Here is a 17,427-nt window from a genome sequence, read left to right on the forward strand (position 1 = left end):
CGCTCAAGCTTCCTCGATGTTAAATTCCAAAGGTCTTGCCGCCTTGATTGCCTCTTGAGCAATGAGTTCGTCAAGTGCTGCTTGTGGAATCCTGTCATCGACATAAAGCATCGCAATGGCATCACCGCCCGGATGATTACGTCCGAGAGCGAAGTTTGCGATGTTGATTTTGTGCTTACCGCAGATCGTTCCGAGCAGACCGATCATGCCTGGAATGTCGACATTGGTGACATAAAGCATGTGCGGACCGACTTCCGCATCAAGGTTGATCCCCTTGATCTGGATGAAACGGGCCTTACCGTCAGAGAAGCACGTTCCTGCAATCGAGCGTTCACGTTCCGTGGTCTTCACGGTCAGCTTGATATAGCCGTCGAAGATACCCGACTTGTCGCGCTTGATCTCGGAAACGATGATTCCACGTTCCTTCACCATGATCGGTGCAGAAACCATGTTCACGTCAGCCACCTGCGGACGGATCAGACCGGCAAGTGCGGCACTAACCAGAGCGCGGGTGTTCATACCAGCTGTTGAGCCGTCAAAAAGCACTTCGACTTCCTGAATTGGCTCGTCCGTCACCTGACCGACAAAGGCACCCAGAACTTCTGCGAGCTTGACGAATGGCTTGAGACGCGGCGCTTCCTCAGCCGTGATCGACGGCATGTTGATCGCGTTGGAAACAGCACCCTTGACCAGATAATCCGACATTTGCTCGGCCACCTGGATCGCCACATTTTCCTGCGCTTCGGAAGTTGAAGCACCAAGATGCGGTGTGCAGACCACGTTGGGCAGATTGAACAATTCGTTGTCTGTTGCGGGCTCAGTCTCGAAAACATCGATACCAGCACCGGCAACATGGCCGGATTTCAGTGCTGCAACCAGATCCTTTTCAACGATCAGACCGCCGCGTGCACAGTTGATAATGCGGACACCCGGCTTGGTCTTAGCCAGTGCGTCGGCATTGATGATGCCGCGTGTCTTGTCGGTCAGTGGCGTGTGCAGTGTGATGAAATCGGCACGCGCCAGAAGCTCATCAAGCTCCAGCTTTTCGACGCCAAGTTCCTGCGCCCGCGCTTCCGATAGAAACGGATCAAACGCAACAACATGCATCTTGAGGCCGATACCGCGCGCTGCAACCACAGCACCAATATTGCCGCAGCCAACCACACCAAGCGTCTTGCCTGTGATTTCCACACCCATGAAGCGGTTCTTTTCCCACTTGCCAGCGCGCGTGGAAACGTCAGCTTCGGGGAGCTGACGCGCAACTGCAAACATCAGTGCAATTGCATGTTCTGCAGTGGTGATCGAATTGCCGAAAGGCGTATTCATCACAATGATACCACGGCGCGATGCTGCCGGAATATCGACATTGTCCACGCCAATACCGGCGCGACCAATGACCTTGAGCTTCGTTGCTGCTGCGATCAGCTTTTCCGTTGCCTTGGTGGCGGAGCGGATAGCAAGACCATCATATTGGCCAATGACTTCGAGCAGTTTTTCTTTGTCCTTGCCAAGATCTGGCAGGTAATCAACTTCAACGCCGCGGTCTTTGAAAATCTGAACGGCGGTCGGCGACAATTTATCGGATACGAGTACGCGAGGTGCCATAAGGGCCTCCTTCGAATTGTACGAAAATGAAAGGCAAGCAGGCTATGGCCGTCCCAACTCCGGCCACAGCACTGTCATCGCTTGCGATTATGCAGCGGCTTTCAGAGCAGCTTTCTGTGCAGCAAAGGCCCAGTCGAGCCATGCAGTCAGGGCTTCAAGATCAGAAGCTTCAACCGTAGCACCCGCCCAGATACGCAAACCGGAAGGCGCATCGCGATATGCACCGATGTCGAAGGCAACGCCTTCTTTTTCGAGCGCCGAGACGATGCCCTTGGCAAAAGCTGCCTGTGCATCAGCCGAAAGCGCCGTCACTTCCGGATCAACAATCGTCACGCAAACAGATGTGTTGGAGCGCGTTTCAGGCTTCTGAGCCAGATTAGCGATCCATGGCGTCCGCTCGATGAAAGCATCAAGCACAGCGAAATTTGCATCCGCACGTCCGACAAGACCGTCGAGACCGCCGACAGAACGCGCCCAGCTCAGTGCATCGAGATAATCTTCAACGCAGAGCATTGAAGGGGTGTTGATTGTTTCGCCAACGAAGATGCCTTCGATCAGCTTGCCGCCAGAAGTCAGGCGGAAAATCTTTGGCAGCGGCCATGCTGGCTTATAGCTTTCCAGACGCGCAACAGCGCGTGGGGAAAGAATGAGAATGCCGTGTGCGCCCTCGCCGCCAAGCACTTTCTGCCATGAGAAAGTGACAACATCGAGCTTTGCAAAATCAAGACGCTGCGCGAAAGCAGCCGAGGTCGCATCGCAAATGGTCAGGCCTTCACGATTTGCAGGAATGAAATCTGCATTGGGCACGCGAACGCCGGATGTGGTGCCGTTCCAGGTGAAAACGACGTCACGGTCGAAATCAACCTCAGCAAAATCAACCAGTTCGCCATAGGGCGCAACAAAGCTGCGGGTATCTTCCAACTTGAGCTGCTTGATCACGTCTGTGACCCAGCCCGAGCCGAAGCTTTCCCATGCGACCATATCAACGCCGCGCTCACCGAGCAGCGACCACAAGGCCATTTCCACCGCACCCGTGTCGGATGCAGGCACGATGCCAATGCGGTAATCAGCCGGAACGCCGAGAATTTCGCGGGTAAGGTCGATAGCTTCTTTCAGCTTGGTCTTGCCGATTTTCGCACGGTGCGAACGGCCAAGCGGCGCATCGGCAAGCGCTTGAAGCGACCAGCCGGGGCGTTTAGCACAGGGACCTGAAGAAAAATTAGGGTTAGCCGGGCGAACTGCCGGCTTCGCAATCGTCGTCATTTTGTTTCCTATCCTCTCAGATAGCACGCGCCTCGTTGGGGAGGCGTGGCCCGCTGATGAAAATATCGGAAAGCAAAAATTTCACAAGGCGGCGCGAAAGATTATTTGTCGCAGCAAAAAGGCCCGGAAATCCGGGCCTTTGAATTCAATGATAAGCGTTTTCAGCCACCGAACATGTATCGAAGACCCACACGGACATCGTGGATGTTCATGCCCTTGTCGTAGCCGTCGCCAACGCCATAGTTTCCGTTGAACATCTTGCCGCCGTTGATATGGCGGAAACGATAACCAGCATCAAGCTTGAGATTGTGTGTCAGATCAACTGACGCACCAGCCATAAGCGCGTAGGTGAAGCGCCAGTCAGCATCACCTTCGAGAACACCACCATTGGTGGTGTCGACGAGGTCGTTCCACTTGACGCGAGTGCCACCGATACCGGCGCCAACGTAAGGCGTAACGCCGCCGAAATTGCCGAGATCGACATAGGCGTTAGCCAGAAGCGACAAAGCAGACATCTTGCTTTCATCGCGATCGCTCGTGAATTTAGCGCGCGTCATATAGTCGAGCGTCAGGTCGGTGCGGAAATAATCAGTGACCTGATAACCAACACCACCGCCCAGCAAGAATGAGCCCTTCAGCTTGCCGCCATGAATTTCGGGGTCGCCTTCACCACAGGTGTTGCAACCACCGCCACCCGGCAAGCTGTAGGTTGCGCCACGGAATTTCGCTGCAGAATAACCGATATCGCCACGCAAATACCAACCACCAACGGCTGGAGGAGCGACAACGACTTCCGGCACTGGCTCGATATAATCTGCAGCGAAAGCCGCAGGAGCCATTGCCGTCAGGGCAGCCGATACAGCAAGGCTTGCGCAAAAGGTTTTAATAAGACTGTTCATTCATCTGCCCCATCAATCTGTCACGCCACAACCGCGTCGGAACCGAGTTTTCAAAGGCAGAATATTCAGGAAAAGTTAAATACAACTTAACCTTGTTTTTTAACTACGTTTATTAACAGTTGCTAAACTACAATCTCTGCTGCACCGGACAAAAAAATAGCGCGGACAAGCCGCGCCATTTCTATTGAGATCGGTGTTTTATCAGGCCGCAGCACTTTCCGAAGAAATCACGTTGATGATGTCATTGACGACCTTTTCAACGAGTGCGCGGTCATCGCCTTCCGCCATGACCCGGATGAGCGGTTCAGTTCCGGATGGACGAATAACCAGACGTCCCTGCGAACCCAGACGATCAGTCGCTTCGTCGATAGCGCTCTTGACCTTCTTGTTCTCAAGCGGCTTTCCGCCAGCAGTACGAACATTCTTGAGGAGCTGCGGCACTGGCTCGAACTTGCGGCACAATTCGCTTAGCGGCTTGTTCTCTTCCTGAGCAACAGCAAGAATCTGTAGCGCAGACACCAGACCGTCGCCAGTCGTTGCAAAATCCGACAAAACAATATGACCGGACTGTTCGCCACCAACATTGAAGCCATACTCGCGCATATGTTCAACCACGTAGCGGTCGCCAACCTTGGTACGGGCCAGCGTCATATTGTGATCATGTAGGAAGCGCTCAAGGCCGAGATTGGACATGATCGTCGCGACAATGCCGCCGCCCTGCAGACGATCCGATTTAGCCCATGATTCGGCAATAACTGCCAGAAGCTGATCGCCATCGATCACGGTGCCGTTTTCATCGACAAGCAGAACGCGATCCGCATCGCCATCCAGCGCAATACCGACATCGGCGCGCACTTCATGCACCTTCTTCATCAGACCAATCGGATGGGTCGAGCCGCAATCCTCATTGATATTGATGCCGTTCGGCTCATCATTGATGGTGATGACTTCTGCACCAAGTTCCCAAAGAGCTGCAGGCGCAACCTTGTAGCCCGCGCCATTGGCGCAATCGACCACAACGCGCAGACCATTAAGCGAGATATTGCGCGGCAGCGTACGCTTCGCAAATTCGATATAGCGATAGATATCGCCGTCGACGCGCTTGGCCTTGCCCACTTCACCGTGGGTTGCGAGATGCGCGGACAGATCGCTGTCGATCAGGCTTTCAATCTTAAGCTCGATCTCATCGGACAGCTTGAAGCCATCAGGGCCAAACAGCTTGATGCCATTATCATAGAAAGGATTATGCGAAGCCGAGATCATCACGCCGATATCCGCACGCAAGGAACGGCAGAGCATGGCGACCGCAGGCGTTGGAATTGGACCAAGCAGAAACACGTCCATACCGGCGGCAGTGAAACCTGCAACCAGTGCGTTTTCCAGCATATAGCCTGAACGGCGCGTATCCTTGCCGATCACGACGCGCGAGGCCTGGCCTTTGCGGCGGAAAATATGCCCGACAGCCATACCAACTTTCATGGCAATATCAGGCGTCATCGGAAAGCTGTTGGCCTTGCCGCGAATGCCGTCGGTTCCAAAATATTTACGTGTCATATTCTTAGCCTTGCGTTGCGCCATAGAGCTGTCTCGAACCAATCAAATACAGTCGCTGTTAATCCGTGAGACGGCAATGGCATCCGGGATTGTTAGCCCGGTAATCGATTGTCTGCGTTATTACCGCAAAACCACCCGTCATTGCAATTTCGCCTTTCGGAGAAACAAACTACTTTAAAGCGTGAAACTCCAAATCTTTCCCATGATGCGCCGAAATCATTAACCGAGCCTTTCTCATCTGGTCTGCCAAAAAAGCAGAAAAGCCGGGCAAACTGCCCGGCTTTTCGTAAGTTTTGCAGATGCTTATTGCGGCTGCGGGTTTGGTTCGATGCCAGGTTCACCACCTGGTTCCTCACCCTTACGCTTGCGCGGGCTACCGGCTTTCGGCACGCCCGAACCGCGTGACGGCGTATCATTGCCCTGATCGCGCGATGGCTTGTTGCCAGCAATCAGTTCCTTGATTTCATCGCCGCTCAGCGTTTCGTATTCGAGCAGACCTTCGGCCAGAGCAATCCAGTCCTCGCGCTTTTCAGTCAGGATGCGGGTTGCTTCGGCATAGGCTTCATCAACCAGACGACGCACTTCACCATCAATGATCTGCGCGGTTGCTTCCGAAATATTCTGCGTGCGCGAAACCGAATGACCCAGGAACACTTCTTCCTGATTGTCGCCATAGGCCACGCGACCGAGCTTGTCGGAATAACCCCACTGCGTCACCATCGAGCGCGCAAGCTTGGTTGCCTGCTGAATGTCGGAGGATGCACCGGACGTGATGTTTTCTTTGCCGAATTTCAGCTCTTCCGCGACGCGACCGCCCATCAGGATCGCAAGGCGCGATACCATCCAGGTATAGGTTGCCGAATAACGGTCGCCTTCAGGAAGCTGCATCACCATACCCAACGCACGACCGCGCGGAATGATTGTCGCCTTATGAACAGGATCGGTGCTCGGTACGTTGATCGCAACGATTGCGTGACCTGCCTCATGATAGGCCGTATTGGCCTTTTCCTGTGGCGTCATGGCGGAACGGCGTTCCGCACCCATCATGATCTTGTCCTTGGCGTCTTCGAATTCCTGCATGGTCACGAGACGCTTGTTGCGACGCGCAGCCATAAGAGCAGATTCATTGACGAGGTTTGCAAGATCGGCACCGGAGAAGCCCGGTGTACCGCGTGCGACAACCTTGAGATCAACATTGGGTGCAAGCGGCACATTGCGCACATGCACTTTGAGGATCTGCTCACGACCAACGATATCCGGGTTCGGAACCACGACCTGACGGTCGAAACGGCCCGGACGCAAGAGCGCTGGATCAAGAACGTCAGGACGGTTGGTTGCAGCGATCAGAATGATCGATTCGTTTGCTTCAAAGCCATCCATCTCAACGAGGAGCTGGTTGAGTGTCTGTTCGCGTTCGTCGTTACCGCCGCCAAGACCGGCACCACGATGACGACCGACAGCATCGATTTCGTCGATGAAGATAATGCACGGCGCATTCTTCTTGGCCTGCTCGAACATGTCGCGGACGCGGCTTGCACCAACACCAACAAACATTTCAACGAAGTCAGAACCAGAGATCGTGAAGAACGGAACATTGGCTTCGCCTGCAACAGAGCGCGCGAGCAAAGTCTTACCGGTTCCGGGAGGGCCTACGAGCAGAACGCCGCGTGGGATCTTACCGCCCAGACGCTGGAACTTCTGCGGATCACGCAGGAATTCGACGATTTCTTCGAGATCCTGCTTGGCTTCTTCAACGCCTGCAACGTCCTGGAACGTCACACGACCATGCGCTTCGGTCAGAAGCTTGGCCTTCGACTTGCCAAAGCCCATCGCACCGCGCGAGCCACCCTGCATCTGACGCATGAAGAAAATCCACACGCCGAGAATAAGGATCATCGGCAACCATGAAAGCAGAATGCCAAGGAGCGAGCTGGAGCCGTCGCTTTCAGGACGAGCGGTGATTGCAACGCCCTTCTCTTCAAGACGAGAAACCAGTCCGGTATCACCCGGCGAATAGGTCTGGAAGGTCGATCCGTTATCGGCAAACGTACCGCTGATCCGTTCACCAGTGATGGTGACCGCTTTCACGCGTCCGTTGGAAACGTCATCGATAAATTGGGAGTAAGAAACTTCACGGGAATTCGTGCGCTGGCCAGGACTCTGGAACAGGTTGAACAGCGCTATCAAAAGTAGAGCAATGATCGCCCAGAGGGCGAAGTTGCGATAGTTCGGATTCATATCGGGTCCAATCGATACCACGGCCACCCGAGAAAAGGGCGGTACGATGTTTCGGCTTAACATAGGATCGAAGGAAGGCCTTGCCAAGGCGCGAGAGCCCCCTCACCTTCGATTCTTGTCAATCTGGTTTATAAAAATTAGGACATTCACGGCCAAACCGCTTTTCAACGGCATTTGCCAGCCCAAAATCATAGCCCGGAAGCACATGATCGAAGATTGCGAAGTGTTTCTCGACAGTGATTCCTGCAGGCAGCTGCTGCCCGTTAACTGCTGGAAGTTGCAATAGTTTGCCGTTTTCATAGATAGCAGGCAAAACCAGCAAAGCGTCTCTTTGAACGGAATCGACGTCGAGTTCGGAAAGCTCTATGAAATCTGCCAGCTCTTGGCGATCCGGGCTCCGTATCTCCAGCGTGCGGTTGCCCTCATTTGTGAAACGAAACCGCCCGTCCCAGATAATCCGCTGACCTGTCTCAAGCCGCATAATCGGCAGGTTGCGCCTCTCACGACGAAACCGGTGCGGCAATCCTCTTCGCCCAAGTTCGACGAGTGCTCCAAAAACCGTCATACGATCAGTTTTTTCATTCCCGGACAAAACTCTTTCTATGCGTGATCGCTCGGCATCGCCGGGGAGAAAACGTCGTCCGCCTGCAATAGATGCAAGCAGGCCTGAAAACAGACGTCGAACATTTTCTGGCAATGCTGCATAAATTTCCGCGTCGACCGAGATCGTGCCGAGAGGGCTCATCTTCACGCAGTCTGGATCAGCCAGCGCTGACATCAGCGCCGCGTTGTCGCGTTTACGTGCAGCACCTGCCAAAGCGATCTGTGCGAGGATCGTTTCCGGATCTGCTTCTGCAGCGGAAGTAAGCCTTACACGCGGACGTTCATAGCTGGTATTGACGTTGCTTGGATCATCTATCCAGCGGATACCCTTCTTCGTCAGTTCATCACGTAACGTCATGCGCGACTGATCAAGCAGGGGGCGGATCAACTCAACAGAACTCTCCAGCCATGAACGGGAAGCCATGGCGGCAAGTCCACGCGCTTCCGAATGAGAGCTTCGCTCCTGACGCATCAGAAACGTCTCTATCTGATCGTCGCGCGTATGACCTGTCGCGATAAAATCAGCGCCCACTTCCTGTGCGGCCTGAACCAGCAAGCGGTAGCGCGCCGACCGCGCTGCTGCCGCAATGCCGGTCTTGGGCTTGGCTTCTTCCCAGGCAAAAACGCGATGTGCAATGCCGTAGGCATGGCACAGTTTGCCGACATTTTCCGCTTCATCGGCGGATACAGCGCGCAGGCGATGGTCGATGGTAACAGCTGTCAGTGGCGGCGGATTTTCCAATGTCGCCAGATGATCTTTGAGGAGGAAAAGGAGCGCAAGAGAATCGCTGCCACCTGAAACAGCAGCAACAATTCCTTTTGCACGCTCAAGTCCGAAGGGTTCAAAAATTTTGATCGGGGAAAGCCCCACTCATAGTCTCCAAAATCAGCATTTAATACGCGTGCGCTCGTCCGTGACCCGCTTCAAAACTGCCGGCGCTGCATTCGGATAGCGGTCCGGAATCTGCTTGAATGTCGCACATGCAACATCGTGATTATCCATTTTCTCAAGCGTCATACCGAGCTTGAACATATTCTCTGGCGCGCGTTTTGAATCCGGATAATCGCGCTGCGTATCGATGAATACCGTCGCAGCTTCCGGGAAACGTGATTGACCGTAAAGCGATTCACCCAGCCAATAACGCGCCTCAGCTGTCGTGGGGTCCGCAGGGTAGCGTTTGATATGCTCACGGAAACCAGTCTCGGCGGCCTTGTAATCGCCCGACATCAGATACTGATAGGCAGCCTGATAGAGCGAGTTTGGATTGTCGTCGGTCGGCAGAGAAGCGACAGCCTGCCCTGCAGGAAGTGCTGCGCCATGTTCAACCGGGCGCGGCTGAGCATTGATCGTTTCGCCGATTACATTGCCATTGTTATCGAAACGAATGGAGCCGAGCGACTGTGGCGGCTCCCCACGCTGCGGGCCGCCCTGAGGAGCTGTGCCAGAACCAATAGCAGTGGAATCGGCGCCCGATGGATTGTTCGCCGCCGTTTGAGAAGAAGAACCGAAATTACCATCTGACGAAGCACCACCTGAAACCCCGTTATCGGGGTTTCCAGCCGGAGCTGCATCAGCCAGCGATGTACCGTTGTTGCCATCTGTCGGCGCACCAACGGCATCCGCACGACCACCATTTTCCAGCGCCTGGAAACGGCGTTCATTTTCTTCCTGCATCTTCTGCATCTGGTCCTGCAATTCGAGAACCTGGAAGTTCATGGCTTCAGCGCGAGCGCCAAGCGTATCGGCAATCGCTGTAGGATTCGGCATACCCTGTGCGCAAAGATCGCTGCCCGGCGGCGGCGTAACGGGAGCATCCTGACCAGCGCTTGCCTGTGCAGGTGTCGAACCGCCCTTTTTCTTTTCAAGCTCTTCAAAGCGGAACTGGTTGTCGTCCTGCGTCTTCTGCAGCTGTTCGTTGGTGAACGAAATCTGAGCATCCACATCCTCTACCTTACCGGTGAGATTGCGGATCACTTCCTGCTGCAAGCCGGGACTTTGCTGATAGCCACCCTGACCGCCAGCACCATTATCGCGCATCGCGTCGTCAAGAATAGCCGTTGAGCCGATGCTCACATGATTCTGTGCGCCGCCTCGGCCCTTTTCGAGTGCCTGAAAGCGGGTTTCATTGTCGCGCTGAATTTTAAGCATCTTGTCGCGCAACTGCAGAATGCGTGCATAAGACTGCGCATTCTGGTGCGCAAGATTACATACCTGCTGCGCGAACTGGTCGCCGCCGGGATTACCCGCCTGCGCCAGCTGGATTTGCCCCTGCTGCGAAGAAACAGATGCCGCCAGAACCGGAGCACTTGCCAAAAGCGGCAACATGGCAAAAGCCAGTGTCACTTTCCTCATTGGTTTCCTCATTCCCTTTTGCCCCTATCGCTCATTTCCGAAAAATGATGGTGCCCTGAAATTATGGCCGCGATAAATATCGTCATGTTCCCGATGTTCAGGTATCGCGCCTGAATATTATCTGAACACCCGATTTCTCACGGCTCTTCTCAGCTTTTAGAGAAAATCCATAAAAAGCAAAGATGCTTTCCCTATGACACAGGCGACTTCGGCCAAAATTTGTCGAAGCGGCTAATATGCGCCTGCCAGAACGAAAAAAGCGGCCAAAAGGCCGCCTTTTCCGTATGAGTGTTGCGATATCGCATATCCAGTAAAGGCGCGAACGCAATCAAACGAGATGAGATGTTCGACACCTCATTCTGTTTATTAGCTGCCAGCACCGTTAAGAACGGTAACGGCACGACGGTTCTGAGACCAGCACGAGTCGCTATCGCAAACAGCGATTGGACGTTCATTACCGTAGGAAACGGTACGCATACGGCTGGTTGGAACGCCACGAGCTGCAAGGAAGTCACGGGTTGCAGCTGCACGACGCTGGCCGAGTGCCAGGTTGTATTCGCGTGTACCGCGTTCGTCGGCATGGCCTTCAACAGTGATCGAGTACTGTGGGTAGCGCTGCAGCCACTGAGCCTGCTTCGACAAGGTCTGCTGTGCATCGGCACGGATCAGCGAAGAATCGAGATCGAACAGAATGCGGTCGCCAACATTCACAGTGAAATCCTGCGACGAGCCGGGCGTAGCAGCGCCACCAGCAAGGCCAAGATCACCGGCATTGTTTGGAAGGTTCTTCTTGGACGCACAACCAGCAACGGCGAGCGTCATGAAAAGGGCAATAGCGATAGGGCTACGTGCAATCGACTGGAAACGGCGCATGGGCCGGAGCTCCTTAAGATTTGATGTTCCTGCGTAACCAACCAATAATCATATTTAGGTTAAGGCAGGCTCAAGAAGTATGGTTAACGATTTCTTTCGGCCAAATGCAAACCGGTTTTTCCGGCAGCAATTCTGTTTCTAGCCCTTGATGGCTAAATGCGGCAGAAACACGGCCCAAAGGCTAAGATTGTGGCAATTTGAGCATAATCAGCCAATCTAGAGCTCTGTTCGCTCCTAATTCGCCTGTAGCTCTGTATTGGTCGTGCAAAATAAAAGGCGCGAAACAGAAGTTTCGCGCCTTGTTAAATATCAATGCAGCTGACGGCACTATTCGAGCAGTGGCGACCATGCCGGATCGGAACCGAAGTTCGGAGTCTGGATCTGGCGCTCGTTACGACCGGTCAGGTCAATCGTGAACAGCTTTGGTCCACCGGCACCGGCAGCTTTGCGGAAGAACATCAGGACGCGACCGTTTGGAGCCCAGGTCGGACCTTCATTGTGGAAGCCAGAAGTCAGCAGACGTTCACCTGTACCATCGGTCTTCATGACACCGATCGAGAACTGGCCCTGCGACTGCTTGGTGAAGGCGATCAGATCACCGCGTGGCGACCAGACAGGGGTCGAGTAGCTGCCATCGCCCGCCGAGATACGACGCGGATTGGAGCCATCAGCGCCCATGACATAAAGCTGCGGACGGCCGCCACGGTCGGACGAGAAGACGATCTGCGAACCATCAGGCGAATAAGACGCACTGGTGTCGATTGCCTGACTGCTGGTGAGACGGGTTGTCGAGCGATTACGCAGGTCCATCGTGTAGACGTTCGCACTGCCATCGTCCTGCAGCAGGCTCATTACAACTTTCTGACCATCTGGCGAAAAGCGTGGTGCAATCGACATGCCGGGGAAGTTGCCGACAAGTTCGCGCTGACCGGTTTCAAGCTGCAGCAGATAAACGCGCGGCTGACCACCAGCAAACGACATATAGGTGACTTCCTGACGGTTCGGCGAGAAGCGTGGTGTCAGAGCAATGTCACGGCCATCGGAAAGATAGCGCACATTCGCGCCGTCCTGATCCATGATCGCAAGACGCTTGACGCGCTTCTGTGCCGGGCCCGATTCATCGACAAACACGATACGTGTATCGAAATAGCCCTTTTCACCGGTCAGGCGCTCATAAATAGCATCGGCGATGATGTGCGCAACACGACGCCAGTTATCCGGCGTGGTGAAAAACTGCTGGCCGATCATCTGCTGACCGCCAAACGTATCCCACAGGCGGAACTCAGCCTTCAAACGGCCATCTGGCTGCTTGGTAATGCGGCCCGTCACCAGTGCCTGCGCGTTGATAACTTTCCAGTCTTCAAAACGCGGCGATGCATCGGGATTGGAAATCTTTTCGATGAACGCGCCTTTGTTGATTGGCGCAAAAAGGCCAGAGCGCTCAAGATCCGCAGCAATGACAGAAGTGATGTTCGGTCCAAGCTGATCAGCCGACAGGAAGTCGGTGATAGCAATTGGCAGTGGCTCGACCACACCCTTGTTGATGTTGATTTCCACCACCGCGCGAGCAGGCATGGTGGAAACAAGACTTGCAGCGATCACACAGGCGAAAGCCGACAAGGCTGCGCGGATCTTTGTTTTCATGATGCCTATTTTCATATCTTCTGGGACCTCTTTTGTCCTTGGCATTCAACTTGTTTGCGACCGGAAATCCGATCAGAACATTTCGCTCGGGTCGAAGTTGACGATCACTTCCGACCATGAATCATATTTGTCTGCCGGCAGATTGTATGGTGCGCAACGAGCCACAGCGCGCTTGGCGCTTTCAGCCGCCGCACGGCCCACACCATCACCACCGCCACCAGATGTTACCTCAGGAGAACCCTGGATAGAGCCGTCCTGATTAAGACGCATCTTCACCGTCACGACCAGGCCTCGAGCGTCTGCCACACCGGCAGGCACATTCCAGCACTTGGAAATCGCACCACGAAGGGCATCCATTTCATTCTGGCTCAGCTTCGAGCCGCCTGTATTCTTCTTGCCGCCCAGCGATGCCTGATCGGTCGAACGCTTTGCGCCGCCGCCCGATGCCTTCTGCTTGTTGAGGAGTGCTGCCACTTCATCAGCAATGGCGTCATTCTTCGACTGCGAGGTCTGCGAGGCCGACTGCGTAGGTTTCTTTTCTTCCGTCGGCTTGCGATCAGGCGTCTTAGCCGTCTGCGCCTGCGGAGGTTTAGGCTTTGCCTGTGGTGCCGGAACATTATCCGGCAATTTTGGAGCCGTCTGATCAGGTGCTTCCGCCTGCTTCTCGATTGCTTCCGCAACCGGATCCGGCTTCACTTCCTGCTTTTCTTCAGGCTTGGTCTGAACTTCGGTCGCAGGCACCGGTGTCGGCTGTTCCTGCGGCTTGGGTTCAGGTTTTGGATCTGGCTTCGGTTCCGGCTTTTTCACCGGCTCCGGCTGTGCTTTTGGTTCCTCAGCCGCTTCAATGGGCTTCGCCTTGTTATCAGGCTTTGGAGGCGTCTGAAGATCGACGTCGTTATCGCCGACGTTTTGAGCATCGGGAACGACATTCGGCTTTTTCGTCGGAACAGGTGCCGATTTTTCCTTCATCGGCGCAGTCTTATCGCCCTGCTGGATCTGGGTAATCGATTCGATCGGCACGATGTCGACCGGAAACGACTCCGAATCCTGCACGTCGAAAGCCTTCGGCGAGGAGAAGGAGAAAAGCCCCAACGCGATAACGACGGTATGGAGGGCTACAGAAGATGTCAGGCCAGCCTTCATGATGGCGTCAGCTATCCTGCTCCTGGAGTGTCACAAGGCCGATATTCTTGAAACCGGCGGCGGAAATGCGAGCCATGACCTTCATGACGGTGCCGTAATCGGCAGCCTTGTCACCGCGCACGAAAATGCGCTCTTCGTAACCGGTCTTGGCAATCGCCTGAAGTTTGGCAACAACTTCATCGAGCGGAATTTCAGTTTCCTGCAGATAGATCTTGCCGTCATTGCTGACCGATACAGTGATCGGCTGCGTGTCGGCATTCATGGCTTTCGCCTGCGTATCCGGCAGATCGATAGGCACGCCAACCGTCAGAAGCGGAGCAGAGACCATGAAGATGATAAGCAGCACCAGCATCACGTCCACGAATGGCGTAACGTTGATTTCGCTCATCAATGCCTTCTTGCGGCCACGCCTGCGGCGTCCGCCCGATTGCATTCCCTGATTTCCAACTGACATGCCCATTTCAATATTCCCGAAGGCTCGATTTAGCTTTGATGCCGGAACGCTCTATTTTGTTTTCACGCTTGTCGTTATCGGAAAAACGGATCCCACTTTTCCGCGACATGCTTTAGCTGCGCGGCGTCAGCTTCTCATCAATTTGGCGCGACAGTATGGCAGAGAACTCATCCGCAAAGCCTTCGAGCCTGCCATTGACCTTACCCGCGTCACTCGACAGCTTGTTGTAGGCGATAACTGCAGGGATAGCGGCCAGAAGACCGATAGCAGTAGCAAGCAGCGCTTCCGCGATACCCGGCGCCACGACGGCGAGATTGGTGTTTTTGGATGCCGCAATTGCCTGGAACGAGGTCATAATACCGACAACCGTACCGAACAGACCGATAAAGGGTGCCGCTGAACCAATCGTTGCAAGGAAGCCGAGCCGCGATTCCAGCTTTTCGCTTTCACGCGCCAGTGCCACATCCATCGCCTTGTCGATACGCATCTGAAGTGCAATCGGAGACCGCGCACCCTTCTCAAACGACTTTTTCCACTCACGCATGGCAGCCATGAAGATGGAGGCCATGCCCGTTGTGCGACGGTCATTGAGATTGCGGTAGAGCTCTTCCAGCGATTGACCGGACCAGAAAGCCTGCTCGAAGCGATCAATTGCGCGGCGTGCGCGACCGTAAGCGACAATCTTGTCTACGATGATCGCCCAGGTCCAAACCGATGCAACGATCAGACCAAGCATAACAAGCTTAACGACCCAGCCTGCCTGCATGAACAGGCCCCAGAGGGTAATATCGGCGGCAGGGGCCGCAAGCGCAACATTTTCCATCGATCTACCGTCCTCGAATCCAAACGCCCGGCGTCATAACCGGGCGGCATCGCAAATTCTTCTAGAAACGTCCGTTTCCGAACGCCCCAACCTGCGCAGCTTTATCTAACGAGCTTTTTGCACACCCTGACGGATATGCTGACGCTCTGCGCCACAACCGCCATGTCGGATTTCAACTTTAAATCCTCACAGCGCTTGTTACGGTTAATTTTGGTGAAAGGAAGGCGCTGCACTTCAACCCAGCCTCTCAACCGATTCCGTCAGCATGATTAATGGAATATTATGGTTAAGGATGCGTTATCATTTAAAGAGAAGCGCCATGTACCCGTTAATTATTGCGGGCGTTTCTGAAACTATTAGAGCGCCTTGCACCCTCTTGGGCACACAAAGGTCGCTCTAACACTCTATCTTTACAGCATAATTTTACCTTAAACTGATCCAAGTTTAGGGAGTTACGCTGTAGTCAGCTTTCGTGAAAGCTTCACGCCATTCATCGGGAATACGGCGGGGGTGACCTTCCTTGGTGATCATCACCGCCTCGACCTTGGCTTCTGACAGCAATCGTCCATCACAGGTGATCTTCTGCGCCATAATGACCCGTGCCCCGCGAATTTCGCTGACACGGGTTTCGATCAGGATGAGGTCGTCCATCTTTGCAGGCGATTTATAGTCGATCTCCATGCGGCGAACGACCCAGACCATTTCCTCACCAAGCGAACCTTCAGCAAGCTCGATATGGTGAACATCCTGAAGACGCAGGAAATCGGTGCGGCCGCGCTCGTAAAATTCGAGATAGCGACCGTGATAAACGAAGCCCGAGAAATCCGTATCGGCATAATAGATGCGGGCATAGAGATGATGGGTCCCGTCTTTCAGTTCGCCCGCAACCTGTGCATGATCCATAACTATTCGTCTTCCATGAAAAGGCCGAACTGCGACTGTTGTGTCACCTCAGCAGGCGCGGCCAGTCCCATATGTTGCCAGGCAAGTGCCGTCAAAACACGTCCTCGTGGGGTACGCTGCAAAAAGCCCTGCTGGATCATATAGGGTTCGATGATGTCTTCGATTGCGTCTCGCGGTTCAGACAATCCCGCTGCAATTGTTTCGATACCGACCGGACCACCGCCAAAATTGCGTGCGATCATATCGAGATAACGCCGGTCTAGCTGATCAAACCCGCGATTATCGACTTCGAGACGCGACAACGCCTCATCGGCGATCTTGCGATCGATCACATCGGCACCTGCGACCAGCGCGAAATCGCGCACCCGGCGCAACAAACGGCCTGCAATACGTGGTGTGCCGCGAGAACGACGCGCGACTTCCAGCGCACCATCTGGCGAAATGCCCATCTGCATGATGCGCGCGCCACGGCGTACGATATATTCAAGCTCTTCGACCGTATAGAAATTGAGCCTGACCGGAATACCGAAGCGATCCCGCAAGGGCGTGGTCAGCAGCCCAAGACGGGTGGTCGCTGCAACCAGCGTAAATTTCGCAAGATCAATCTTCACCGAACGCGCTGCCGGACCTTCACCAATGATGAGATCGAGCTGAAAATCTTCCATCGCCGGATAGAGAATTTCTTCAACAGCCGGACTCAAACGATGAATTTCATCGATGAACAGAACATCGCGATCTTCGAGATTGGTCAGAAGTGCTGCGAGATCACCGGCCTTGGCGATCACCGGACCAGAGGTCGAGCGGAAATTAACGCCAAGTTCTTTGGCCATGATCTGCGCAAGCGTGGTCTTTCCCAGTCCCGGAGGCCCGACAAACAGCACATGGTCCAGTGCTTCGCCGCGCACTTTTGCAGCTTCAATAAAGACTTTTAGATTAGCGCGCGCAGCCGCCTGCCCCACAAAATCATTAAGCGTTTGCGGGCGTAGGGTGCTATCGGCATCTTCAGCGCTGATATCAGCATCAATAAGAGGGTTGCGGTCGCTCATGCCAGTCCTCTCGCATGAACATTAAT

General features: G+C 54.3%; 14 protein-coding genes. All 14 read right to left on the reverse strand.

Annotated features, from left to right (window positions below):
- Positions 1-3: 3 nt before the first annotated feature.
- Positions 4-1,605, reverse strand: a complete 1,602-nt coding sequence (gene serA / locus CEV34_RS04340) for a phosphoglycerate dehydrogenase (protein WP_007876558.1) — start codon at positions 1,603-1,605, stop codon at positions 4-6.
- Between the two features lie 87 nt (positions 1,606-1,692).
- Positions 1,693-2,868, reverse strand: a complete 1,176-nt coding sequence (locus CEV34_RS04345; protein ID WP_007876560.1) for a phosphoserine transaminase — start codon at positions 2,866-2,868, stop codon at positions 1,693-1,695.
- 161 nt (positions 2,869-3,029) lie between these two features.
- Entirely contained in the window at positions 3,030-3,767 is a 738-nt protein-coding gene (locus CEV34_RS04350; RefSeq protein ID WP_007876562.1) for an outer membrane protein, read from the reverse strand.
- 201 nt (positions 3,768-3,968) lie between these two features.
- Complete coding sequence (gene glmM, locus CEV34_RS04355; protein ID WP_007876564.1) at positions 3,969-5,321, reverse strand: phosphoglucosamine mutase; 1,353 nt, start codon at positions 5,319-5,321, stop codon at positions 3,969-3,971.
- Positions 5,322-5,624: 303 nt separating this feature from the next.
- Positions 5,625-7,559: an ATP-dependent zinc metalloprotease FtsH gene (ftsH, locus tag CEV34_RS04360; protein ID WP_007876567.1), complete on the reverse strand. Its 1,935-nt coding sequence runs from the start codon at positions 7,557-7,559 to the stop codon at positions 5,625-5,627.
- A gap of 118 nt (positions 7,560-7,677) precedes the next feature.
- Positions 7,678-9,033 carry a tRNA lysidine(34) synthetase TilS gene (gene tilS, locus CEV34_RS04365; RefSeq protein WP_007876569.1) on the reverse strand — a complete coding sequence of 452 codons (1,356 nt, stop codon included), beginning with the start codon at positions 9,031-9,033 and terminating at the stop codon, positions 7,678-7,680.
- 15 nt (positions 9,034-9,048) lie between these two features.
- Positions 9,049-10,527, reverse strand: a complete 1,479-nt coding sequence (gene ybgF, locus CEV34_RS04370; protein ID WP_007876571.1) for a tol-pal system protein YbgF — start codon at positions 10,525-10,527, stop codon at positions 9,049-9,051.
- Positions 10,528-10,881: 354 nt separating this feature from the next.
- Positions 10,882-11,388 carry a peptidoglycan-associated lipoprotein Pal gene (pal, locus tag CEV34_RS04380; RefSeq protein ID WP_007876572.1) on the reverse strand — a complete coding sequence of 169 codons (507 nt, stop codon included), beginning with the start codon at positions 11,386-11,388 and terminating at the stop codon, positions 10,882-10,884.
- Between the two features lie 327 nt (positions 11,389-11,715).
- Entirely contained in the window at positions 11,716-13,047 is a 1,332-nt protein-coding gene (gene tolB, locus CEV34_RS04390; RefSeq protein WP_007876573.1) for a Tol-Pal system beta propeller repeat protein TolB, read from the reverse strand.
- A 57-nt stretch (positions 13,048-13,104) separates the two neighbouring features.
- Positions 13,105-14,175, reverse strand: a complete 1,071-nt coding sequence (locus tag CEV34_RS04395) for a cell envelope integrity TolA family protein (RefSeq protein ID WP_007876574.1) — start codon at positions 14,173-14,175, stop codon at positions 13,105-13,107.
- A 7-nt stretch (positions 14,176-14,182) separates the two neighbouring features.
- Complete coding sequence (tolR, locus tag CEV34_RS04400) at positions 14,183-14,635, reverse strand: protein TolR (protein ID WP_007876576.1); 453 nt, start codon at positions 14,633-14,635, stop codon at positions 14,183-14,185.
- A 106-nt stretch (positions 14,636-14,741) separates the two neighbouring features.
- Positions 14,742-15,452 (reverse strand): protein TolQ, encoded by a 711-nt coding sequence (tolQ, locus tag CEV34_RS04405; RefSeq protein ID WP_007876578.1) that lies wholly within the window; start codon positions 15,450-15,452, stop codon positions 14,742-14,744.
- 444 nt (positions 15,453-15,896) lie between these two features.
- Positions 15,897-16,355 (reverse strand): YbgC/FadM family acyl-CoA thioesterase, encoded by a 459-nt coding sequence (locus tag CEV34_RS04410; RefSeq protein WP_007876581.1) that lies wholly within the window; start codon positions 16,353-16,355, stop codon positions 15,897-15,899.
- A 2-nt stretch (positions 16,356-16,357) separates the two neighbouring features.
- The gene (gene ruvB / locus CEV34_RS04415) at positions 16,358-17,401 is read right to left on the reverse strand and encodes a Holliday junction branch migration DNA helicase RuvB (RefSeq protein WP_007876583.1); all 1,044 of its coding nucleotides are present in this window, start codon (positions 17,399-17,401) and stop codon (positions 16,358-16,360) included.
- Positions 17,402-17,427 lie beyond the last annotated feature (26 nt).

Origin of the sequence: Brucella pseudogrignonensis (assembly GCF_002252525.1) — a bacterium.
Classification (GTDB): Bacteria; Pseudomonadota; Alphaproteobacteria; order Rhizobiales; family Rhizobiaceae; genus Brucella; species Brucella pseudogrignonensis.

Coding starts and splice junctions, on each gene's coding strand:
- ruvB (WP_007876583.1), bottom strand. CDS start 17,401: ATGAGCGACCGCAACCCTCTTATTGATGCTGATATCAGCGCTGAAGAT.
- tolB (WP_007876573.1), bottom strand. CDS start 13,047: ATGAAAATAGGCATCATGAAAACAAAGATCCGCGCAGCCTTGTCGGCT.
- serA (WP_007876558.1), bottom strand. CDS start 1,605: ATGGCACCTCGCGTACTCGTATCCGATAAATTGTCGCCGACCGCCGTT.
- ftsH (WP_007876567.1), bottom strand. CDS start 7,559: ATGAATCCGAACTATCGCAACTTCGCCCTCTGGGCGATCATTGCTCTA.
- CEV34_RS04410 (WP_007876581.1), bottom strand. CDS start 16,355: ATGGATCATGCACAGGTTGCGGGCGAACTGAAAGACGGGACCCATCAT.
- ybgF (WP_007876571.1), bottom strand. CDS start 10,527: ATGAGGAAACCAATGAGGAAAGTGACACTGGCTTTTGCCATGTTGCCG.
- CEV34_RS04350 (WP_007876562.1), bottom strand. CDS start 3,767: ATGAACAGTCTTATTAAAACCTTTTGCGCAAGCCTTGCTGTATCGGCT.
- pal (WP_007876572.1), bottom strand. CDS start 11,388: ATGCGCCGTTTCCAGTCGATTGCACGTAGCCCTATCGCTATTGCCCTT.
- CEV34_RS04395 (WP_007876574.1), bottom strand. CDS start 14,175: ATGAAGGCTGGCCTGACATCTTCTGTAGCCCTCCATACCGTCGTTATC.
- CEV34_RS04345 (WP_007876560.1), bottom strand. CDS start 2,868: ATGACGACGATTGCGAAGCCGGCAGTTCGCCCGGCTAACCCTAATTTT.
- tolQ (WP_007876578.1), bottom strand. CDS start 15,452: ATGGAAAATGTTGCGCTTGCGGCCCCTGCCGCCGATATTACCCTCTGG.
- tolR (WP_007876576.1), bottom strand. CDS start 14,635: ATGGGCATGTCAGTTGGAAATCAGGGAATGCAATCGGGCGGACGCCGC.
- glmM (WP_007876564.1), bottom strand. CDS start 5,321: ATGACACGTAAATATTTTGGAACCGACGGCATTCGCGGCAAGGCCAAC.